Source organism: Corynebacterium sp., from assembly GCF_052107835.1.
In the GTDB taxonomy this organism is placed as follows: Bacteria; Actinomycetota; Actinomycetes; order Mycobacteriales; family Mycobacteriaceae; genus Corynebacterium.
This window is the reverse complement of sequence record NZ_JBQEDF010000001.1, coordinates 69394-91913: the sequence shown is the minus strand read 5'-3', so window position 1 is coordinate 91913 and position 22520 is coordinate 69394. Positions and strand designations below refer to the sequence as shown.

The window sequence follows — 22520 nt, the reverse complement described above, 5'->3', positions numbered from 1 at the left end:
TTCATGATGTGGTCAATCTCGACGTTCCACACTACTACAATGCAGCCCATACGCGGTGTGTCGGGGGCGGCGTCAAAAACAGCAGATGAGCCTATGTTTTCAGTATTATTCTTTGCGCTCGTTCATCGGTTCGGTGGCGTCGCGCCACAGACGTGCGTACGGGCCGCCGGCCTCGAGCAGGCTCACGTGGTCCCCGCTCTCGACCACACGGCCCCCGTCGAGGACGATGATCCTGTCGGCCCGGGCGGCGGTGGCGAGGCGGTGCGCGACAATCACGGCGGTGCGTCCCCGGGACACCGCGGAGATGGCGTCGACGACATGGTGCTCCACGTCATCGTTGAGGGAGGCGGTCGCCTCATCGAGCAGCAGGATCCTCGGGTCGGTGATCTCCGCGCGTGCCAGGGCGATGATCTGCCGCTGGCCGGCGGACAGCCCCACCCCACGTTCGCGGACCGGTGCCGACAACCCGCCCGGAATGGTCGCGATGATGTCCTGTCCGCCGATCCTCTCGACCGCCCCGGTGATCTCGTCGCGGGTGGCGTCCGGGCGCCCGTAGGCGACATTGGACGCCACCGTGCCGGAGAACAGGTGCGCCTCCTGGGGTACGACCCCGAGCTGTCGGCGCCAGAGCGCGATCCTGGCGTCCCGCAGGTCGGTGGAGCCGGCCCGGACGGCACCGGTGGTGGGGTCGTAGAGCCGGGAGAGGAGCTTGACCACCGTCGACTTCCCGGCCCCCGTTTCCCCGACGAGTGCGGTCGTGCCGTGGAACTCCAGGTCCACGTCGAGGACGGTGGAGTCGCCGTACCCGAAGGTCACGTCCATCGACGGAGTGCCGGAGACCTCCCGGGTGCCGTCGGTCATCGACGACCGGCGTGCGAGGAGTTCACTGATCCGCTGCAGGCTCACCTTGGCCTGCTGGAACTGGTCGAAGACCTGGGACAGCTGCTGGATGGGCCCGAACAACTGGGTGACGTACAGGGAGAACGCCACCAGGACCCCGGAGCTGATGTCGCCGCGCGTCACCATCGCCGTGCCAAAACCGAGGACGACGGCCTGGGAGATCTCGGCGAGGAACTGGATGCCGGGGAAGAACACGGAGGCGGCGGTCTGCGCCTTCATCCGCAGTGAGCGCAGCCGGTCGGATTCCCCGGTGAACCGGGCGAGGGTGGTGGCGTCGTAGTCGTAGACCTCGCTGGTGGCCAGCCCCGCGACATTCTCGTGGAAGGAACCGTTCACCTCGGAGGCGGTCGACCGCGCCTGCTGGTAGAGCGGCCGGACGATGCTGCGGAACGCCAGCGCCGCTGCGAGGGTCACCGGGATGAACAGGGCGGTGATGCCCGCCAGGGCCAGGTTCGTGGTCACCAGCATCACCAGGACACCCGCCAGCATCGCCACCGAGACAATGGACTGGGAGACACCGGTCTGCAGGAACCTGGACAGGGTGTCGATGTCGGTGGTCATCCGGGTGAGGATGCGCCCGGCGCTGGTGGTCTCGAAGTAGTTCATGTCCAGACCGGTGATGTGGCGGTAGCTGCGCAGGCGCAGTGAGTAGAGCAGACGTTCACCGGCGCGGGAGGTGAGGATCTCCGTGGCCGACTGCGCCGCCCAACTCACCAGGACGACCGCCAACGCGATACCTGCCGCGACCAGGACGGTGCCCATGTTCCCGGTCGATACCCCACCGTCGATGGCGTGCCGGACCAGGGTGGGCAGCGTGACATCCGCGGCGACGGACAGCAGCAGCACGCCGACGATGGCGATGACCAGTCCCCGGACCAGCCGCAGCAGACTGGGCAGGGAGAAGGGGGCGGTGTAGTCGGGGACGGACGGGACCTCGCGGGCGGCGGGGAGCGACCGCAACTGCCGGGCCATGTCGGGGCGTCCCTCGAGTTCCGTGGCCCATCGCTCCAGATCCGCCTCCTCCCGGGTCCTTTCCCGGGGTTCGTCGGCAGCACGGCCAGGGCTGTCCACCGTGCGGCTGCCGGTCGGCCACAGGGATCCCCGTGCGGGTTCCGGGAGGTCGATGAGGACATCGGCGAGTTCCACAGCGGAGTGGCGTCGTCCGGTGAGGACCAGGGTCAGCGGGGAGGAGGGGGAGTGGGCGCTGTGCAGGTTCCGGAGGTTGTCGAGGATGCGGGCCTCGGTACTGGCGTCGATTGCCGTGGTGGCGTCGTCCAGGATGAGGATCCGTGGTGAGCGCAGGAACGCCCGGGCAAGGCCGATACGCTGTCGCTGGCCACCGGACAGTGTCAGGCCGCGTTCCCCGATGACGGTGTCAAGGCCGCCGAGTTCGTCGATGAAATCCTCCGCGCAGGCGGCGCGGGCGGCCTGCCGGACCTCGTCATCGGTGGCGTTCGTGCCCATGCGGATGTTGTCGCGGATGGGCGCCGAATAGAGGAAGGGGTCGTCGAACACCAGCGTGGGACGGTCGTCGTCGCGGACGTCGGGGAGCGGTACCGCGTCACTGCCGTCGGTGAGGGCGAGGTCGACACCGTCCGTTGCGTGCAGTCCCGCCAGGGTATGCAGAAGCAGGGTCTTCCCTGACCCTGCCGGGCCGCGGACCCCCACCGTGGTCCCCGGTTCGATGTCGATGTCCAGGTCAAGGGGGCCGGTGCGGATACTGCCGCGTATGCCGGTGGCGTTTCCGGTGCTCCGTGTGCCGGTGGGGCGGGCGGGAAGCGCGAGGATGTCCATCACCCGGGACACCGCGGAGGACGCCAGCTGGACCGTGACGATCATCCCGGCGGCCTGCCGGGTGGTCCGCGCGATCAGGGTGACGAACGTGCTCGCGGACAGGAACTCACCGACGGTGATGTGCCCCTCCAGTGCCAGCCAGCCACCGATGACGATCGTGGCGACCATGCCGACGTTCGGCAGGCTGGACAGGACGGGCTGGAAAACGGCGGTGAGCCTGGCCTCCCTCATGCGCAGCGAGAACATCCGTGCGGCCAGACGGCGCAGTGCCCCCAGTTCCCGCTCCTCCTGGGTGAAGGCCTTCACCACGCGGATGCCCGTCACGCTCTCCTCGACCTGCGTCGCGATGTCGGCGCTCTGCTGCTGACTGGCCCACGTTGCGGCGTACAGACGACGCCGGCTGGCCACGACCACCACTCCCAGCAATGGAACCTGGACGAGGATGACCAGGGCGATCGGCAGTGACAGCCACAGCATTGCCACCACGATGACGACGATCTCCACCATCGCCGCGACCGCCATCGGCAGCATCTCCAGCATGCGTTCGATCTGGTTCAGGTCGGAGATGGACCGGCTGACGAGCTGCCCGGACCGCAGTCGCATACGTTGGCCGCCCGTGGTGCGCTGCAGTGATGCCAGCAGGCCCGTGCGCAGTTCGTGCTGGGTCCGGGTGGAGAACTGCCCGCCCGTGTACTTGCGGACCGCCTGGAACGCGTAGCGCAGTACTGCGGCGACCACCAGCCCGGAGATGGCGCCGTCCCGGCCGTCGATGGCGGATCCGGCGAAGATGGGCAGGACAACCTGGGCCAGTGATGCCAGCACAGCGGACCCGAACGCCAGGCCGACCCAGACGGGGTGGCGGCGGTACTGGTCGCGGAGTCGAGGGTGCTGTGTGCTCAATCGCGTGCCTACGTGGTCGGCACCGGATCGTCGCCGAGGATTCCGTGGACATCGGTGACGAGACGGTTGGCGGTCGCCCGGTTCGCGCGGGCCCCGAGGTAGGCGCCGGCGCCGAAGGGGAGGAGTTTGCCGGTCATGGAGGTTCCGAGACGGCGCCGGATGTTGCGGAACGCGAGGGTGCCGAGCGTGGAATTCAGGGAGAGGTTTCCCGCGCTCCCGGAGGTCGGCAGGCTCATCAGTCCCCGCAGCCCCCGCTGCCCGGTCATCGAGGACAGGGCCTTGGATCCCGATGCCCCGGCGAAGGCGAGGAGTACAAGGTCACGCCGGACGGCAGCGTCGGAGATGTCGACGCCGTGCAGCCGTGCGGAGGCGACGACGTACCATGCGCAGAGTTCGAGAAGGACGACGCTTTCGAGACCGACCGCGCCAACGGCGGCGACGGTGCCGATCCCGGGGACCACCGCGACTCCGCCTGTGCCGACCCCGGTGCCGGTGGCCAATCCCATGAAGTGCTTGTCGATGGCGCGCTGGGCGGCGCCCAGGTCACCGTCGTTGCTGCGCAGGGTGGCGTCGGTGTAGGCCCGGATGGGGGCGGTCTGGATCTGGACTGCCCTGTCAACGGCTCCGATGAACTTCCGGGTGACGAATGAATCCTTGTTCCGACGTCGACGCAGCACGGTGCCGTCCTCTCTCACGGGGGTGAAGTTGTCAGGATGTTCATTCTAGGCCGCAACCGCTCCGGGTGGTATCGGGCTAGCATTGGGGACGTTCCGGCTGACCCTCTCCCGGAGAACGTACGTTAAGGAGGTGCCCGTCATGGGTTTCTATGAGGACATCGCTGAATCCCTCGATGCGGAGGGGATCGAGTCCAGGGTCAATGACGGCATCCTGTTCGTCCCCGTGTCCGCCGATCTCGAGATCCAGTTCGTCGAGATCGAGGAGGTCGCTGGCACGGGGATGCATGCCGCCAATGTCTTCCTGGCCATGGCGGATGTGTCCGAGGACGATGACGAGTTCGAGGCTGCCCTGGTGGGGGTGGTGTTCTCCGTGGAGGATGCCGTGTCCACCGTGGCCCGGCACATCGCGACCGACCAGGTTGTGACGGTGATTCGCGACCTGATCGACGGCACGGATTCCCGGATCGAGGATCTCGAGTTCGTGCAGGACGCCACCGATGCCCTGCGGGTCGCCGCGGAGATCGGTGAGAACTCGGAGCTCGTGGTTGTCCTCGACGGTGAGTCCGCGGTTCCCTCGGCGCGGGTCCAGTTCATCACTCTGGGGGATGGGTTCGACGACCTCATGGACCAGGCGATCTCCGAGGTCTGGGATGACGGTGCCCCGGGCGAGGGCCTGTCGGAGGTCGAGCGCCAGGCAATGTTCCAGGGGCTGGTCAGTGACGTCGCGGATCTGGCCGAGGAGGTTCTCGACCTCGGTGAGTTCACCGACTTCGACAAGCTCTTCGACGTCCTGGCGGTTGCCAGGGAGCAGGCGGAGGACTGGGAGGAGCTCCTGGTCCCGCTCGAGCAGCTCTGGGAGGACGATGACGACGAGGACCCGGAGGATGACCCGGATGACGTGTTCTGGGGGGAGGACCAGGCCTGACGTCCGGTCACGCCGCCCGGTCCTCCCCGGACGTGGTCCCGCGGTGCAGACCGCCGGGGCTGTCCTCCAGCTGGGTCCCGGTCATCAGTGCATGCCAGGTCCATTCCAGCGTCCGTTCGGTGGGGGAGCCTTCCGGGTGCTCCCTGCCGCAGGTCTCCGCGTTGATCCACCCGGGTCCGGTGCCGGAGTCCGGGTCGAGGACCAGACGGAACAGGGAGTGAACGCTGACGGTCATGTCCCGGACCGTCCCGGTGAGATGGGACGGCTCGGTCAGGGCACTGAGTGTCACCAGGAACAGGGGGGAATCCGGGACGGTGACGTGGGCCGGGGTGCCGGTGAGTTTGCGCCACAGGGTGGGGGAGACCCGGTGGCGGGAGAGGAACACCGTCGCGCTGCCGGCGGGGAGAAGCACCGTCGTCGACGGGGCGCGCCATCCCGGGGTGACCCTGATTCGGCTTCGGGGGTGGCGGAGCAGGCTGGCGCAGCGGTCAGCGGCACGGGCGATGGCCGCCGCGGGGCGCAGGGCGCTCAGGGGACGGCGGACGGGGCGGTGGGTCTGGGTGGATGATGTCGTGTCGGTCATACCCGGCAATGTACGACTTGGCCCGGACAGCGTCACTGGCCGGGCCATCAGAATTCGAACATCCGTTCGATGATTGGCTGACGTGTTGTCCGGCCGGTTCAGCCCAGCTCCGCCGGTGAGACCCGACGGGGCAGGACCTGGGGCCGCGTGCCCGCGATCTCCTCGACGATGCGGATGACCTGGTTGGAGTAGCCGTACTCGTTGTCGTACCAGACGTAGAGGACCAGGTTCCGGCCCTCGGAGATGGTCGCCAGACCGTCCACGATGCCGGCGTGCGTGGAGCCGACGAAGTCGGTGGAGACGACCTCGGGGGACTTGATGAAGTCGACCTGCTGGCGCAGGTTCGAGTGCAGGGCGACCTTGTGCAGGTAGTCGTTGACTTCGTCGCGGGTGGTGTCCCGGTCCAGCGACAGGTTCAGCACGGCCATCGACACGTCCGGGGTGGGGACGCGGATCGCGTTGCCGGTGAGCTTCCCCCCGAGCTCGGGGAGGGCCTTGGCCACGGCCTTGGCCGCGCCGGTCTCGGTGAGCACCATGTTCAGGCCGGCGGCGCGTCCACGACGGGGGCCCTTGTGGAAGTTGTCGATCAGGTTCTGGTCGTTGGTGAAGGAGTGGACCGTCTCCACGTGGCCGTGGGCGATCCCGTAGCGGTCGTTGATGACCTTCAGCACGGGGGTGATCGCGTTGGTCGTGCACGACGCCGCGGACAGTACGCGGTCGTCCTCGCTGTCGGTGATGTCGGCGTGGTTGATGCCGTAGACGATGTTGCGCACATCGCCCTTGCCCGGGGCGGTGAGCAGGACCTTGGAGATGCCGTTGGTCGACAGGTGCTGGGACAGTCCCTCACGGTCGCGCCAGCGCCCGGTGTTGTCGACCAGGACGGCATCGTCGATTCCGTAGGCGGTGTAGTCCACTGTGGCGGGGTCGTTGGAGTAGATCACCTGGATCGGGGTCCCGTTGGCCCAGATGACGTTCCTGTCGTGATCCACGGTGATGGTGCCGTCGAAGGCACCGTGGACGGAGTCGCGGCGCAGCAGGCTGGCGCGTTTGTCCAGGTCGTCGTCCCCGTTGCGGCGGACCACGATCGCACGCAGGCGGGAGCCGCCGTAGGTCGCCTCGCGGGAGATCAGGATCCTCGCGAGCAGCCGGCCGATGCGTCCGAAACCGTAGAGGACGATGTCCGCCCCCTGGATCTCGGTGCGGGCTCCGACCACCCCGGAGAGTTCCTCCTCCAGGTAGTCGCGCAGGACGAGGTCCCCACCCTGCTCCGCGTTCCGGGTGTCGAAGCCGGTTGCCAGGCGTCCCAGGTCGATCGAGGCGGTGCCCAGGTCCATGTCCACGAGCTCCTGCAGGATCGGCAGGGTCGAACTCAGCGGCATCTCCCGGTCGGTGACCAGCCGGGCGTAGCGGTGCGACTTGATGATGTCGATGTCGGTGACATTGATCAGCAGCCGGCCGAAGATCGAGGTCACCACGTTGTGCTCGTGGTGGAGACGGGAGAGCAGCGGCAGGATCTGCTGGGCGAGCAGGATGCGCGAGCTCCAGTCGTTCTGGTTGTCAGGGGCCTGTGCAGTCATGTGGATGCGGTTCCTTCAAAGTCTCAAGGCGGTCTGTCTGACCGGTGGGGAGGCGCTCGGCTGGTACCCCGGGTCAGGGGTGCCGGACACTACAAAGGTAAATCAGGGGAACATTGTTGACCTAGTTGGCCCCCGGTCCGGCCCCCTGTGTCGGGGTGGATCTGCGCGTCAGCGGGTACAGCAGACTCATCAGCGCCAGGAAGATGACCCCGGCCCACAGTGCGGAGTGGTACTCGTCCATCCACACCATCGTCCCGAAGGTGACCAGGATGACCGCGACGGCGAACAGTTGCCCGACGGGCCACAGCGGCACGGTGAAGGTCAGCGACGCCGGGTCGACCCGGTGCCTGTACCGGCTCGACAGGTGGGCGAGCAGGATCATCAGCCACACGAAGACCGTGGCGAAGGTCGCCAGGGCGGCAATGTCCTGGAACAGGTCGGCCGCGGTGTCGTTGGTCAGTTGCAGCCCCACCCCGATCAGCAGCACCACGATCATCACGCCGATCGTGGTCCCGGGGACGCCACGCGAGTTGAGTGTCGCGAAGACCTTCGGGGCGAGTCCCTGGCGCGCCATGCCGAAGACGACGCGTCCTGCGCCGTAGAGGTCGGAGTTGATCGCCGACAGTGCGGCGGAGACGACCACCACGTTCAGCGCGGCCGCCGCCCACCCCACACCGAGGTCGTTGAAGATCTGGACGAAGGGCGACTCGTCCCCGGTGATCTGCCGCCAGGGGATTACCGCGACGATCACCAGGATCGCCAGGACGTAGAACAGCAGGATGCGCATAGGGACGGTGTTGACCGCCCGCGGGATGGTCTTCTCGTGGTCGGCCGCCTCCCCGGCGGTGACGCCGATGATCTCGGTGCCGCCGAAAGCGAAGAGGACCAGGATCAGGGCGCTGAACACGCCTTCAATGCCGTTGGGGAACAGGCCGCCGTCATTCCACAGGTTGTCGAACCCCGCGGAGCCGCCGGTGTCGACGTTGAAGACCAGGATCGCCGCGCCGCCGAGGATCATCGCGACCACGGCGGTGACCTTGATCGAGGTGAACCAGAACTCCAGCTCGCCGTACCAGCGTGCACTCGCCATGTTCGCCGCACCCACGATCAGCAGTGCCACGGCGACCCACACCCAGCCGTCCGTCTCCGGGAACCAGAAGGTCATGTACACCGTGATCGCGGTGAGGTCGGCCAGGCACACGATGATCATCTCGAAGGCGTACATCCAGCCGGTGATGTAGCCGGCCCACCCCCCGAGATAGCGGCGGCAGTACTCGGCGAAGGACCCGGGGGCGGGGTCGGCGACCGCCATCTCGCCCAGGGCCCTGAGCATGAAGTAGACCACCGCCCCGCCGAGCAGGTAGACGAAAACCACGCCGGGGCCGGCCGCACCGATGGCCCCGGAGGAGCCGTAGAACAGGCCCGTACCGATCGCCGAGCCCAGGGCGATGAAGTGGATGTGCCGGTGGGACAGGGTGCGGCGGAGCTGCCGTGCGGGGGCGGGGGACGCGGTGGAGGCCCCGGAGGATTCAGTCACGGGGAGATATCCTAGACCTGACCAGTCGCCGAATCGCTTTTGGGGCCGCGGCAACGTACTGTGAACACAATGTCTGAAACTGAGAACGTGACCGGCGACGAGAATATGCCGGAAACATCCCAGTCGTCAGTACCTCAGGAGAATCTGCACGAGGACACCACCGCCCCGGTCACCGGGACGCTGGACCTCGGTGACGTAGTGGGCGCAGAAAATCCCGAGAGCACTGTGGACGGGGACGTCACCGAGAACAACATCCGAACAGAGAACACCGAGAAGACCGAAGAAGCTGCAGAGGCCGATGAGGCCGCAGCTGCCGACACATCCGAGGGATTCGAGTCCCTCGGGCTGCCGGCCAAGATCCTCGACGCCGTCAACGGCGTCGGTTTCACCACGCCTTCGCCGATCCAGGCCGCCACCATCCCCACCCTGATGGACGGCCGGGACGTCGTTGGTCTCGCACAGACCGGCACCGGCAAGACCGCTGCCTTCGCACTGCCGGCGCTGTCGAACATCGATCCCTCCCAGCGCACCCCGCAGGTGTTGGTCCTCGCTCCCACCCGCGAGCTCGCACTGCAGGTCGCAGAGTCCTTCGAGACCTTCGCCAAGCACCTGGGCGGCGTGAGCGTCCTGCCGATCTACGGCGGCGCACCCTACGGCGCACAGCTGTCCGGCCTGCGCCGTGGCGCGCACGTCGTCGTCGGTACCCCGGGACGCGTCATCGACCACCTGGAGAAGGGCAGCCTCGACCTGTCGGGTCTGCGTTTCCTCGTCCTCGACGAGGCGGACGAGATGCTCAACATGGGCTTCCAGGAGGACGTGGAGCGCATCCTGTCCGACACCCCGGACGACCGTCAGGTCGCCCTGTTCTCCGCGACGATGCCGTCGGCGATCCGCCGGCTGTCGAAGCAGTACCTGAACGACGCCGCCGAAATCACGGTGAAGTCCACGCAGCGTACCGCCGAGAACATCACGCAGGACTACCTGTTCGTCACCTTCCGCAACAAGCTCAACGCCCTGACCCGCATCCTCGAGGTCACCGACTTCGAGGCGATGATCCTCTTCGTCCGGACGAAGAGCGACACCGAGGAGATCGCCGAGAAGCTGCGTGAACGTGGCTTCGACGCCGCGGCCATCAACGGCGACATCCCGCAGAACCAGCGTGAGCGCACCGTTGACCAGCTGAAGGACGGTCGCCTGGACATCCTGGTCGCCACCGATGTGGCCGCCCGTGGGCTGGACGTCGACCGGATCACCCACGTGTTCAACTACGACATCCCGCGGGACACCGAGTCCTACGTCCACCGCATCGGCCGCACCGGTCGTGCGGGACGCCACGGCCGCGCCATCCTCTTCGTCACCCCGCGTGAGGGCCGCCTGCTCAAGAACATCGAGCGGGCCACCAAGTCCAAGCTCAACGAGATCGAGCTGCCCGGTGTCGACGAGGTCAACACGGCACGCAAGACCAAGTTCCACGCCTCGATCACCGAGGCGCTCAAGGGGAAGCAGGTCGACACCTTCCGCGAGCTCGTGTCGTCCTACGCCGCCGAGCACGAGGTCGACCCCTCTGACATCGCCGCCGCCCTGGCCGCCAAGCTGCAGGGCAAGGAGCCCTTCTACATGGAGGACATGCCGGAGCCGGCACGCAGGGAACGCCGTGACCGCACCGACCGGAACGACCGCGGTGACCGTCGTGGCAACGACGGTCAGACCGGGGTGCACCGGCCGTTCAAGGAGCGTTTCAACAAGGACGCCCCGACGGTCACCGACCGTAACGGCAAGACCCTGGCCGTCTACAGGATCAACGTCGGCCACCGCCAGCGGGTCCGCCCGGGTGCCATCGTCGGCGCCCTGGCCAACGAGGGCAACATGAATTCGCGCGACTTCGGGCGGATCAGCATTTTCTCCGAGCACTCACTCGTGGAGCTGCCCTCGGACCTTTCTCGCGACGTGTTCGAGTCGCTCGACCAGACCCGGATCTCCGGCAAGCTGATCAACATCGAGCCGGACCCCGGCGCTCCGGCGGGACGCCCCGCGCGCAACCGCCAGGACCGTGACGACCGTGGTAGCCGTGGCGGCCCCCGTGGCGGACGTGGCAACGACAGCCGCGGTGGACGGGGTCGTTTCGACCGTGACCGCAGTGACCGGGACCGTGGCGACCGCGGGGGACGCGGCAGCCACCGCGGTAACCGCGGACAGCGGCGGGACGACCACTAGCGCGGGGGACCTGCCCCACGCGTGACCCGCGGGAGACCCCGGCCGGTGGTACTGATGACCAGTACCGCCGACCGGGGTCTCTCCTGTGTGTGGAGCTTTCTCAGAGCCCGCACGTCCGACGGCCGACGCCGGCGTCGGCGGCACTGATGGTGAGCCCGTAGTGGGCGCAGACCGCCAGGTAGCGTGCGGCGTAGGCGCATCCGGCCGTGGAGGGTGACCCCGGGCCGTCCGCGGCAGGAGGGAGCCACTCACCGAGCGTTCCATCGCTCTTCGACCGGTTCACGGTACCGTCCACCGCGAGCAGGTTGAGCTCACGGTTGTTCGCGAACCCGGCCCGCGTGTCCGGGGTCCACGAGTGGGCTCCGTGGTCCCAGGCTGCTGCCAGAGGCACGACGTGGTCGATCTCCACCTCGTCGGGGGAGAGCGGGTCGCCGGTGTAGACGTCGACGGCGGTGCCGGTGGGGGACGGGCACCTGTCCGGGGCCGTGGCGGCGGGCGGGGACGCCGTGAAGACGTCCAGCATCATGATGTCGCGGGTCGTGCATACCGCCCCATCGGTCCCGGTGCCGTGCCACTGGTCCGTCCACCCGCCGAAATGGTCACGTGAGTAGCCCAGCACATGGACACGGCGTGCCTGGACCGTGAGTGTGTCCAATGCCTCCGCCACCGCGGTCATGTCGGTGTCGTGGGCGGCCCCGGTGCGGAATCCACCGGGATGGCGCAGCTGTGCAACGGCGGCAATGCCGACGATGGCGGCGAGGGCGCAGAGGAGGGCGGTGCAGACGACAGAAGCAGGTCGGGAGGCTCTCATGGTGAAGAGAGACTCTCCCGACCTGCTGGTGGGTTCCCGGGGGTGGGAACCGGGGTCGGCCGGTTATGCGGTGAAGCTAGGCCTTGCCCTCGGCGACCTCGGCCTCGGCCTGCTTACGGGCCGCGTCGAGGTCGGTGCTTTCCTTGGCGGTGAGCTTCGAGAAGCGGATGGCCTCGTCGAACTCATCGGTGATCTCCTTGGACGGCGGCGAGGTGGCCAGGGTCACGGCGATCATCAGGATGACGTTGATCGCGACACCCGGGATCATCTCGTACAGGTCGAACGGCTTGTCCATGACACCGAACTGCGGCAGGCCACCCCAGATGAAGGCGACGATGGCACCGCTGATGAGGCCCGCGGCGGCACCCTGCGCATTGAGCCTGCGCCAGTAGAGGGCGGCCACGATGACGGGGCCGAAGGAGGCGCCGAAGCCTGCCCAGGCGAACTCCACCAGCCCCAGGATCGCGGAATCCGGATCCAGTGCCACCAGCGCCGCGATCACGGCAACGATGACCACCATCACCCGGGACAGGTTCTGCAGCATCTTGTCCGAGGCGTTGCGGTTGATCAGTCCGGCGTAGATGTCCTCCACCAGGGCGGAGGCGACGACCAGCAGCTGCGACGAGACCGTGGACATGATCGCCGCGAGAACCGCGGTCAGGATCAGGCCGGCGATCAGCGGGTGGAACAGCACCTTCGCCATGTCGAGGAAGTTGGTCTCGTAGTTCGCCGTGTCGGAGAAGCTCGCGTCCCCGGTCTGGGCGAAGAACACGGGGGCGACCACCGCGATGAACACGGCGCCGATGAGGCACAGGAACATCCAGCTGACGCCCCAGCGGCGGCCGGCGGTGGCGTCCGACGGCTTGCGCATCGCCATGAAGCGCACGATGATGTGCGGCTGGCCGAAGTAGCCGAGGCCCCAGGCGAGGTTCGAGATGATGATGATGAACGCCGCCATGGCGGTGGTGTCGGTGAACGAGAAGAGCTTGAAGAACTGCGAGTTCGCGGAGAGCTCGTTGGCCACGTCACCGTAGGTGTTCTCGGTCTGGAACGTGAAGATCTGGGACGGGTCGTCCAGCGAGAAGATCGCGAAGATCGGGACCAGGATCAGTGCCAGGAACATCACGGAACCCTGCACCACGTCGGTGTAGGACACCGCGAGGAATCCGCCGACGAAGGTGTAGATGACGGTCACTGCACCGATGATCAGAAGTCCGGCGGTGTAGTCACCGTCGAAGCTGGACTCGAAGTAACGACCGCCGGCGACCATGCCGGAGGAAACGTAGAAGGTGAAGAACACCAGGATCACGATGCCGGCGACGATACGCAGCGTGTGGCTGTGGTCGCGCAGGCGGTTCTCCAGGAAGGAGGGGACCGTGATGGAGTTGTTGGAGATCTCGGTGTAACTGCGCAGGCGCGGGGCCACGATCTTCCAGTTGACCCAGCAACCGGCAAGGAGCCCGACGGCCATCCAGATCTCGGAGAAGCCGGACATGAAGAGCGCCCCTGGCAGGCCCATCAGCAGCCAGCCGGACATATCGGAGGCACCGGCGGAGAGTGCGGCGACGAACGGGTGGAGACCGCGGCCTCCCACCATGTAGTCCTCGTATTCTGTTGTCTTGGTGTAACTCCACACGCCAATGCCGAGCATGACGAGCAGATAGATCACCATGGCGATAATGAACCAGGTTGATTCACTCACCGGGACCTCCTCGATGTGTAGTAGCGGGTAACGTCTCGAATTATTTACCGCCCCCGGGGGTTTTCCGGAGACGGCACTGCTACGAGCGTTTCATGGACGGGCCCGGATATCCAGTCATTTAACGATAATCACCCATGATTCGCGCAGGATTCTGCCAGGTTCTTCTGCGGCGTTACCATCCGTGAACTGGGAAGAGCGCAACGGTCGATGTTGACCCCGGGAAATGTTCATTGGTCGCCGGAGACCCCGGGGGTATCCCGGCCGACTCCGTCATGGACGTCGTTGTAGTACTGCCCGTGTAACCGTGTCCGCCACGCGTGGTACACAAGGAGGGTGACTGAACACCGGGTACACCTTCTGTGGCTCGCTGGCCGTGGACTGCATCTCTGGGCCGAGCGGCTCGACGGACACGCCGCCGTCATGGACGCGGCGGACGTGGCCGAGGGCGACCTGGACGGGGAACTCCGGCGTCTGCTGTCGTCGAAGCCCCTGCGGCGCCGGGAGGGGATCCGCGTCGCCACCCCGAAGGGCAGGGTGAAGGTGCTGTCGTTGCCTACCCAGGCCTACACGCCCGACCAGGCGTTGGTCGTGCTGGGACGCCTGTCCCACTACCTGCGGACGGTCCCTGGAGCGCAGGACGCACAGGATGCGCAGGAGGGGGCCACCGCGAGCGGTGGACTCTCCGCCGAGGCGGTGTGGCTGGTGAAGCTCTACGACTTCCTGGTGGACATCATCCACGCCGGCCGGGTGATGGTGAAGATGCAGTTCTCCGACGGGCAGTGGTTCCCGTCCTGGTGCGTGGCCTCCAGTGGCGACCACAACCGGGTGCTCCACATGTTCCAGGCGGGTGCACCGGCCGTACTGACCATCAACGGAGGACCGGATGCGCTGCGCAGGGTCGCTGATGAACTGGTCCACTGCATGTGTGTCCGGCTTCTGGGCTCACGTATCGACGGTATCGGCGGTATGCCGGACAACCACTTCGTGTCGTCCCTGGTCTCCGGGGATCCGGATCCGCGGGCAACGCCGGCGGTCGCCGAGGCGTTGAACGAGTGGCGCACGTCGGCGAGGAGGGCGACCACGCGCATGGTGCTCTCCGTGGAGGAGCCTGATTCCCTGGAGGGAACAGTGACCGGTGCCGACCGTGACGGGGACCCACGGCGCTGGCGTGTCGGGATCCGGATGTCCGTCGACGACGGGCCGGCCGAGCCCGTCGTCGCGGCGGAGGCGTCGTCAGGGGTCCGGGGCTCGGTGAGGGAGGGGCTCGATCTGGCGTACCAGGCGTGGCCCCCGCTGAAGGACTGCGGCACGGCCCCCGAGGCGTGGCTACGTACCAGTGTGTGGTTCCCACCCCCGGAATCACTGACCGGTCGTCCGGAGAAGGACCGCACGGTGTTCCTGGCGATGACCGATGGTGAGGTGGAGCACCTGCTCTCCGAGGGGGTCCCGGCACTGTCCGGGTCCGGGATCGAGGTCCTCGTCCCGCGTGGATGGTCGGCGGTGCGCCCCAAGGTGACTCTGCGCGTCACCCCTGTCGGGCAGGGACCGGGTGCGGGCAAGATGGGGATGGACCAGGTGCTGTCCTTCGACTGGGCGGTGTCGGTCGCCGGCGAGGAACTCAGCGGGGCCGAGATGGTGGAGCTGCTGGACACGGCGAAAACCGTTGTGGAGCTCCATGGGCGGTACCTGCGGCTGGACACCAGGTCACTGGGCACGGCCAGGGCCTACTTCAAGCAGCTCCGCACCGCGGAGAAGGAGCGGCAGCGCGAACGGATGCGGCGTGCGGACCGCCGGTACGGGCCGGACGGGGGTTCCGCCGACGGCGATGCGCAGGGCCACCTCCGGCTCATCGACTTCCTGTCCTCCGACATCGACGCACCGGAGGGTACCGGTGTGCGCGAGGATGCCGGTGACCTCCGTATCGAGGCGGGTGGCTGGGTGGCGAGGATGCTCAGGGCGGCCATGCCGGGGGTCGGGGTCGGGGAGGACGGATCGTCCGCCGCGCCGCCACGCATCGACCCGCCCGAGCAGATCGCCACACCGCGCATGGTCCGTACCGACCTCCGCGACCACCAGCGCCGTGGCCTGAACTGGCTGGTGTGGATGTTCCGCCACCGGATCGGCGCGATCCTCGCCGACGACATGGGCCTGGGCAAGACCCTCCAGGTGCTCAGCCTGCTCGCCTGGGAGCGGGAGGCGGGCCTGGTGTCCGGGCCGACGCTGGTGGTTGCCCCGACCACGGTGCTGGACACCTGGCGCAGTGAGGTGGACACCCACGTCCCGGAGCTCTCCGTCCTGGTGGACCACGGTTCGGCGAAGGTGCCCACGGAGGAGTTCACGGAGCGCGCCGGGGCCGCGGACATCGTCCTGACGTCCTACGGGACGGCGGGGCGCAACCCGGAACGCTACAACATGCTGCGCTGGGGCAGGGTGGTGCTGGACGAGGCCCAGAACATCAAGAACCCCGGCACGTCCCAGAGTCAGGCGGTGCGGGAGCTCGCCGCCGATCACCGGCTCGCGTTGACCGGGACCCCGGTCGAGAACCGGCTGGCGGAGCTCCACTCGATCATGGACTTCTGCAACCCCGGGGTACTGGGCAGTGCGCAGTCGTTCCAGAACAGGCTGGCCATTCCCGTGGAGCGCTACCAGTACGGGGACGCCCGCGCGAAGCTCAGGCGCCTGGTGGAGCCCTTCATCATGCGGAGGGTGAAGAACGACGGCTCCGTGGGGTTGAACCTCCCGGAGAAGAACGAGTTGATCGACCTCGTCCCGCTGACCGAGGAGCAGGCCTCCCTGTACCAGGCGTACACCCAGGACATCGAGGAGCGGCTGGAGGCGTCCCAGGGCAGGGGACGCAGCGGGATCATCCTCGGCGCACTGGTGCGCATCAAACAGATCTGCAACCACCCGGCCCACTACATCGGCGACGGATCCGGGTTGTTCCGGGACGGGCAGCACCGCTCGAAGAAGGTCGAGCGGTTGTTCCAGATCGTCCGGGACGCCCTCGCCGAGGATCGCCGGGTGCTGGTGTTCACCCAGTTCCCGACCTTCGGTGAGATGCTCGCCCCGGAACTGTCACGGGAGTTCGCCACGGACGTTCCGGTGCTGCACGGCGGATTGTCACGCACGGCCCGCACCGGTCTCGTCGACTCCTTCCAGTCCGAGGACGGACCGAAGGTGATGATCCTGTCCACCCGCGCCGGGGGAACGGGAATCACGTTGACCCACGCCAGCGTGGTCGTCCACATCGACCGGTGGTGGAATCCCGCGGTGGAGGATCAGGCGACCGACCGCGCCTACCGCATCGGGCAGGCGCGGGACGTGACCGTCCATAAGCTGGTGTCCACCGGTACCCTTGACGAGAGGATCAACGATATTCTGCGCGCGAAGCGGGAACTCGCCGGCGACGTGGTCAGCACCGGAGAAGGCTGGATCGCCCGGTTGAACGACGAGGACCTCGCGGAACTGTGGCGTCTGAACAGGTCGTCGGTGGAACGGACGTCGGTCGGCGCGGACAAGGAAGGACGACAGTGAGTGACGGGGAACCACCGCACAGGTGGGATCGGCGTCGCCGGGGCCAGGGTACGGGCCGGCACCCGGGGGACGACCGCGGTCGGTTGGGTGTGCCCCAGCCCCACTGGGGCGACAATGTCGTGTCGGCGGACTTCAGCCGTGGCCGCGGGGGGACCGGGCAGTCGACGACGGTGCCCTCCCGCCCGGCGGTCCGGTCAGCGGAGGTCCCGCATGCCAGTGACCTGTCCAAGGAGAGCTGGGCGGCGACGATCGTCATGCGGACGGCGACGTCGCACGCCGATTCGGGGCGCCTGTCCAGGGGGAGGACCTACTTCAACAAGGGAAGTGTCCTGCAGTTCGACCATGAGCTCGGGTCCGTGACGGGCCTGGTCACGGGCACCCAGCTCGAACCTTTCGAGGTGCAGATCCGCTGGCGGCCGCTGTCCACCCGCCAGCTCGACTTCATCATCGGCGAATGCGGTGACCACCAGGAGAACCTGAGGCTGCTGCTGGCGGGGTCCCGCCCCCTCCCGGAGGTCTCCGCGGTCCTCTTCGGTGTCGACCAGTACATGGATTCCTGGTGCACCTGTCCGGACCACGGGAGTTTCTGCAAGCACCGGGTGTGCCTGTGCTACGCCCTCGCGGCGGAGTTCAGCCGGGATCCGGTGGCGTTCCTGGCCTGGCGGGGCATCGACGCCGACGCGTTGCTCCGGAAGGCGCGGGCCTCCGAGGAGGAAGGGGCGGCACAGCAGGCACAGGCCCCGGAGTCGGTGGAGTTCACCGAGCCGGAGACCGCCGGGGACGCCGGACCGGAGTTCGCCGGGCAGGATTCACCGGCGGATCCCGGCGACGGGACCCGGTACATGCCCGCCGAATTCTGGGGCAGCGTGGGCGACGTCCCGCAGTGGGAGCCCTTCGACGTCGACTTCGGTCTGGAGATGGGGGACCACACCAAGCGGGACGCGGCGATCAGGAAGTTCAGCTGGAACAACGTGGACCAGCTCCGCGTGCTCCACACTCTGACCCAGTGCTACGAGGTGCTCACGGACACCGACGGAATCGTCTCGGATTCGGAACAGGTGTTCGACAGGGAGCCGTGGCTGTCCGACCCGGCTGATAGAAGTGGGAACCATGACTGACATCCCAGCCAGCACCGCCACAGAGACACTGCCCCAGCGGCCACGGTCCGGAACGTTCCGGTTCCTGCACACCTCCGACTGGCAGTTGGGGATGGACCGCTGGTTCCTCGGTGAGGAGGCTGGGCCCCGGTACCGGGAGGCCCGCCTCAGTGTGATCGAGCGTCTGCTGGGGATTGCGGATGACCGGGGATGCTCGGCGGTCGTCGTCGCCGGGGACGTCTTCGACGACAACCTCGTCGACCCGGTCACCTGGCACCGGGCCGTCGACATCCTGCGGGATGCTCCTGTCCCGGTGTTCCTGCTGCCGGGCAACCACGACCCCTATGACGCGGCCAGCGTCTACCGGTCGAAGGAGTTCACGTCCCTGTCACCGACGGTCCAGGTCCTCTCGGACACGGAGCCACGGCCGGTGGAGGGAACCACGGCGCAGATCATCGGTGCTCCGCTGCTGTCGAAGTACATGAGCAACGACCCGGTCGCCGCCGCCATCGCGGAGACCAGGGCGCAGGACGCCGGAGCCGACCGTGCCACAGTCCGGATCCTGGTCGGGCACGGGGCGACGCAGTCGAGGGGGTCCGGGGAGGACCCCTCCGTCATCGATGTGGAGGCCGCGGCATCGGCCTGTACCGAGGGGGTGATCGACATGGTGGCGCTCGGCGACACCCATTCGGTGGTGAACCTGCACCCCTCGGGCACCGTCTGGTATTCGGGGAGCCCCGAGGTCACCGACTTCCGTGAACAGGACGGCGGGGGTGAGGGCAGGTCCGGGCACGCCCTGGTCGTGGACGTCACCCCGTCGGAGGCAGGTGCAGCCGGCGGTTCGGACGTCCGGGTCGAGGAGGTGGCCACCGGCTCGTGGCACTTCCTGGCGCTGTCGGCGGAGATCAACGGCAGGGACGACGTCGACGACTGGGTGGCGCGTCTCGGGGCGCTGGCGGACAAGCGCACCACGGTGGTCAAGTACGCACTGACCGGGTCGGTGGACCTGTCGACGTCGGCATGGCTGGACCGGGAGATGGACCGGCTCGGTCCCTCCTTCGCCGCGTTGTACCCGAGGCAGCGGCTGATGGACCTCCACGTGGTCCCCGGTGACGGGGAACTCGCCGATGCGGACTGGACCGGCGTCGTCGGTACCGCCGCCCGGGGGCTCGCCGATGGGGCGGCCGACGGGGACGAGGACGCCCGCGGTGCACTCCGCCTCCTCTACCGGCTCAGTGGACAGGGGGAGTGACCGGCCGTGCTGAAGATCAACTCACTGACACTCGACCATGTCGCAGGGGTCGCCACGGCACACCTGGAGATCCCGGAGTCCGGGGTGCTCGTGGTCCACGGGCCGAACGAGCAGGGCAAGTCGACCCTGCTGCGCGCCATCCGACTGCTCCTCGACAATGTTCCCACCGGCTCGAAGAAGAGGGAGGTCAAGGCGCTCAAGGACGTCTCCGCCGATGAGCCGACCACGATCACCGCCGACCTGACCGTCGGGGACCGTGAACTGGAGATCACCAAGTCCTACAACAAGGGCGGCGGCCGCTGTGAACTGCGCGTCACCGCACCGAGGGCCGAGAACCTCACCGGCCGTGAGGCCTCCGACCGCTTCGCCGACATCATGGCCACCGAGGTGGACGCAGCCCTGTTGGACGCGCTGACCATTGAACAGGGCGAGAGCATGGAGCTGCTTGCCGCGGCCGGGCTCGCACCGCTCGAACGTGCCCTGGGATCCTCCGCCGGCGACACCGGTCAGGACGACAACGCCGGATCCGCAGCCGGGGCCCCGGACGCTTCCGGGCTGGTCGACCGGATCGCTGCGGAACGTGCCCGCTACTACACGGCGACCGGCCGCCCCACGAAGGAACTCAAGGCCGCCGAGGACGAGTTCACCGATGCGCAGACCGAGCACGCCGCTGCACAGAGCAGGTACGACCAGGCGCAGGGGCTGATCACCGACCTGGAGCGCCTGCGCGCGGAGAAGGAGGGAATCGTTCGCCAGGAGCCCGCGGCCCTCGCGGACGCGGAGAAGGCCGCCAGCGACCTCGCAGCCGGCCGGGAAGCACAGGCGAAGCTCGAGAAGTACAGGGGTGAGGTCACCCGGGCATCCCAGGCACTGGAACTCGCACAGCAACGCCACCGTGTCCGCACGGAGAAGATCCGGGAGATAGAGACAGCCGGGAATGCACTGGAGCAGGCGGAGGAGGCCGTGCGCCAGGCCCGGGAGGCGGCTGACTCCGAACGGGAGCAGGAGAAGGAACTCCGGACCCGCTACGCCGCTGCCCGTCGGGCGTCCTGGACGGCGAAGGCCTACGTGGGCTACATGGAGGCGCTGCGGGCCCACCACACCGCCGTCGCAGCCCGTGATGCCGCGGCGCAGAAGAAGGAGGACGCCGAGGGCACTGCCGAGCAGGTCCGGGACATGGAACGGCAGGTCTCGGACAATCCCGCCACCGGGGACGCCGTCTCCGCCATCCATGCCGCGGCCGCGGAACTGCGTCGGGCGGAGAGCGTGCGTGATGCCGCGGCAACGACGGTGGGCATCACCGGGATTCCCGGGGTGGGGATCACCGTGGACGGTGATGACCGCACCCTCGATGACGGCACGGCCACGGTCCACGCCACCAGCCGCAGGGAACTGGTGCTCGGTGATTTCACCGTCACCGTGACCCCGGCGCACGACCTCGGGCAGGTGCAGGACGATGTCGACCGTGCACGCAGCACGCTGGACGGTGCACTGGCGGACGTGGGGGCCTCCACGGTGGAGGAGGCGGAGGAGCGTGCCGCTGCCCGGCGTGCCGGTGCCGAGCGGTTGGCGGAGCTCAAACTGGAACTCGGACGGGTTACCGGCGGGGTCCGGGTCGACGACCTCGCCAGGGCCCTGGACGAGTGCGTGGAGGAGGTCTCGGCGACCCGGTCCCGTGTCGGTGAGGCCCGTGGACGCATCACCACGGAGGATCCGGACGGTGAGGTTGACCTGCCGGGCATCGCGGCGGTGCGTGGCGGTCCCGGGGCGGAGACACCGCAGGACGAGGTGCCGCAGGACGGCGGTCCGCAGGTGGGGATTCCCGTGCTCCAGGAGCGGGCTGCCCAGGAGGAGCGGGCCGCCGAGTCAGTGCGCGAGGACCTTGATGCCCTGGCCCGGGCCGGTGCGGTGGTCCGGTTGGACGGGCGGGTGACCGAACGCGACCGGCAGGCCGCCCAGCTCGCCCGACTCACCACCGGCCTCGACGAGGCGAGGGAGGAGACGACGGACGAGGCCCTCGCCACTGAGGTGGCGCAGGGGGAGCAGGACAGGGAGTCCGCCGAGCAGGCGCTGCAGCAGGTCACCGATGAACTGGAGTGTTCCGGGGCCGTCGCAGTTACCGACCTCAGCGTCCTCGAGGGGCTTGCAGACGGCGCCCGGTCGCGGGTCGACAGGCTACGGGAACGTTCCGAGTCCGTGAGCCTCGACATCTCGCGTGCCAACGGTGCGCTCGGGGAGCACAGCGGAGTCGCCGAACGCAGGGAGGAGGCCGAGGCCAGGCTGCAGCGGGCACAGCGGTACCGCGACCGTGTCACCGAGCGTGCCACGGCGGCCGATGTGCTCCACCGGGCGGTGGAGCAGGCCCGGAGTGATGCCCGCCAGCGGTACGAGGCACCGTTCCGCCGGTCCTTCGAGAAGCTCGCGCTGACCCTCTACGGCCGTGCGGTGGACTTCGAGTTCGACGAGGACCTCGGGGTGTCCCGCCGCGTGCTGGACGCGGCCGCCCTCGACACCGCCCAACTGTCCGGCGGCGCACAGGAGCAGATCGCCGTGCTCAGCAGACTCGCGGTCGCCGACATCGTCGGCGGGGGAGACGCCGTCCCGATCATCATCGACGATGCCCTCGGGTTCTCCGACGCCGGGCGTGTCCAGCGGATGAACCTCGTACTGTCGCAGCTCGGGATGTCGCACCAGATCATTGTGCTGACCTGTGACCCCGCGCGGTTCGACAGCGTCCCCGGCGCCACCATGACCTCGATGGACACCGTGCGCAACCAGGGGGTGTGACACATGGAGAACGGGGTGCCCACCACCGAAGAACGATGGTGGGCACCCCGTGCGGGTGTGCCCCCGAGACGATTCGAACGTCCGACCGCTGGTACCGGAAACCAGTGCTCTATCCCCTGAGCTACGGAGGCAATGCAGGCAACTATAGCACCGCCCAACCGCGCACCCGCAAAACCCCCGTACGGGACGCGATTCACCGTCCCCGCACCCCGACTTGTTACTCTCATTGA

The 22520-nt window shown here is 67.9% G+C and carries 13 protein-coding genes and 1 tRNA gene; 6 read left to right on the top strand and 8 right to left on the bottom strand.

Annotation, left to right across the window (positions count from 1 at the left end; translation table 11 throughout):
* Positions 1 to 105: 105 nt before the first annotated feature.
* Together ACTIL2_RS00375 and ACTIL2_RS00370 are read right to left on the bottom strand one after the other, a co-directional pair.
* Positions 106 to 3594, bottom strand: coding sequence for an ABC transporter ATP-binding protein (locus ACTIL2_RS00375; RefSeq protein WP_442335455.1), 3489 nt, complete (start codon positions 3592 to 3594; stop codon positions 106 to 108).
* Between the two features lie 8 nt (positions 3595 to 3602).
* Entirely contained in the window at positions 3603 to 4289 is a 687-nt protein-coding gene (locus ACTIL2_RS00370; protein WP_442335454.1) for a hypothetical protein, read from the bottom strand.
* Positions 4290 to 4410: 121 nt separating this feature from the next.
* Between ACTIL2_RS00370 and ACTIL2_RS00365 the strand changes: the two genes are divergently transcribed.
* The gene (locus ACTIL2_RS00365; RefSeq protein ID WP_442335453.1) at positions 4411 to 5196 is read left to right on the top strand and encodes a hypothetical protein; all 786 of its coding nucleotides are present in this window, start codon (positions 4411 to 4413) and stop codon (positions 5194 to 5196) included.
* A 7-nt stretch (positions 5197 to 5203) separates the two neighbouring features.
* On the opposite strand, the gene ACTIL2_RS00360 is transcribed toward ACTIL2_RS00365, so the two are convergent.
* The 3 genes from ACTIL2_RS00360 to ACTIL2_RS00350 form a co-directional block, all read right to left on the bottom strand.
* Positions 5204 to 5779: a hypothetical protein gene (locus ACTIL2_RS00360; RefSeq protein ID WP_442335452.1), complete on the bottom strand. Its 576-nt coding sequence runs from the start codon at positions 5777 to 5779 to the stop codon at positions 5204 to 5206.
* A gap of 98 nt (positions 5780 to 5877) precedes the next feature.
* The gene (locus ACTIL2_RS00355; RefSeq protein WP_442335451.1) at positions 5878 to 7356 is read right to left on the bottom strand and encodes a glyceraldehyde-3-phosphate dehydrogenase; all 1479 of its coding nucleotides are present in this window, start codon (positions 7354 to 7356) and stop codon (positions 5878 to 5880) included.
* Between the two features lie 121 nt (positions 7357 to 7477).
* Positions 7478 to 8893: an amino acid permease gene (locus ACTIL2_RS00350; RefSeq protein WP_442335450.1), complete on the bottom strand. Its 1416-nt coding sequence runs from the start codon at positions 8891 to 8893 to the stop codon at positions 7478 to 7480.
* A gap of 69 nt (positions 8894 to 8962) precedes the next feature.
* On the opposite strand from ACTIL2_RS00350, the gene ACTIL2_RS00345 reads away from it, so the two are divergent.
* On the top strand, positions 8963 to 11107 hold the full coding sequence (locus tag ACTIL2_RS00345) for a DEAD/DEAH box helicase (protein ID WP_442335449.1): 2145 nt from the start codon (positions 8963 to 8965) through the stop codon (positions 11105 to 11107).
* 100 nt (positions 11108 to 11207) lie between these two features.
* Here ACTIL2_RS00345 and ACTIL2_RS00340 read toward each other — a convergent pair whose 3' ends face one another.
* Both ACTIL2_RS00340 and putP read right to left on the bottom strand, forming a co-directional pair.
* The gene (locus ACTIL2_RS00340; RefSeq protein ID WP_442335448.1) at positions 11208 to 11918 is read right to left on the bottom strand and encodes an HNH endonuclease family protein; all 711 of its coding nucleotides are present in this window, start codon (positions 11916 to 11918) and stop codon (positions 11208 to 11210) included.
* Between the two features lie 76 nt (positions 11919 to 11994).
* Positions 11995 to 13620, bottom strand: a complete 1626-nt coding sequence (gene putP / locus ACTIL2_RS00335; protein WP_442335447.1) for a sodium/proline symporter PutP — start codon at positions 13618 to 13620, stop codon at positions 11995 to 11997.
* 333 nt (positions 13621 to 13953) lie between these two features.
* Here putP and ACTIL2_RS00330 point away from each other — a divergent pair, with 333 nt between their 5' ends.
* The 4 genes from ACTIL2_RS00330 to ACTIL2_RS00315 all read left to right on the top strand — a co-directional run bounded on the left by ACTIL2_RS00330 (position 13954) and on the right by ACTIL2_RS00315 (position 22290).
* A complete protein-coding gene (locus ACTIL2_RS00330; RefSeq protein ID WP_442335446.1) occupies positions 13954 to 17154 on the top strand; it encodes a DEAD/DEAH box helicase in 3201 nt (1066 codons plus the stop codon).
* 89 nt (positions 17155 to 17243) lie between these two features.
* Complete coding sequence (locus tag ACTIL2_RS00325; protein WP_442335445.1) at positions 17244 to 18272, top strand: SWIM zinc finger family protein; 1029 nt, start codon at positions 17244 to 17246, stop codon at positions 18270 to 18272.
* Positions 18265 to 19503, top strand: a complete 1239-nt coding sequence (locus ACTIL2_RS00320; RefSeq protein WP_442335444.1) for a metallophosphoesterase family protein — start codon at positions 18265 to 18267, stop codon at positions 19501 to 19503. The genes ACTIL2_RS00325 and ACTIL2_RS00320 overlap by 8 nt, the downstream gene beginning before the upstream one ends.
* 6 nt (positions 19504 to 19509) lie before the next feature.
* The gene (locus ACTIL2_RS00315; RefSeq protein ID WP_442335443.1) at positions 19510 to 22290 is read left to right on the top strand and encodes an AAA family ATPase; all 2781 of its coding nucleotides are present in this window, start codon (positions 19510 to 19512) and stop codon (positions 22288 to 22290) included.
* Between the two features lie 58 nt (positions 22291 to 22348).
* On the opposite strand, the gene ACTIL2_RS00310 is transcribed toward ACTIL2_RS00315, so the two are convergent.
* A tRNA-Arg gene (locus ACTIL2_RS00310) sits at positions 22349 to 22421 on the bottom strand.
* Positions 22422 to 22520: the final 99 nt, after the last annotated feature.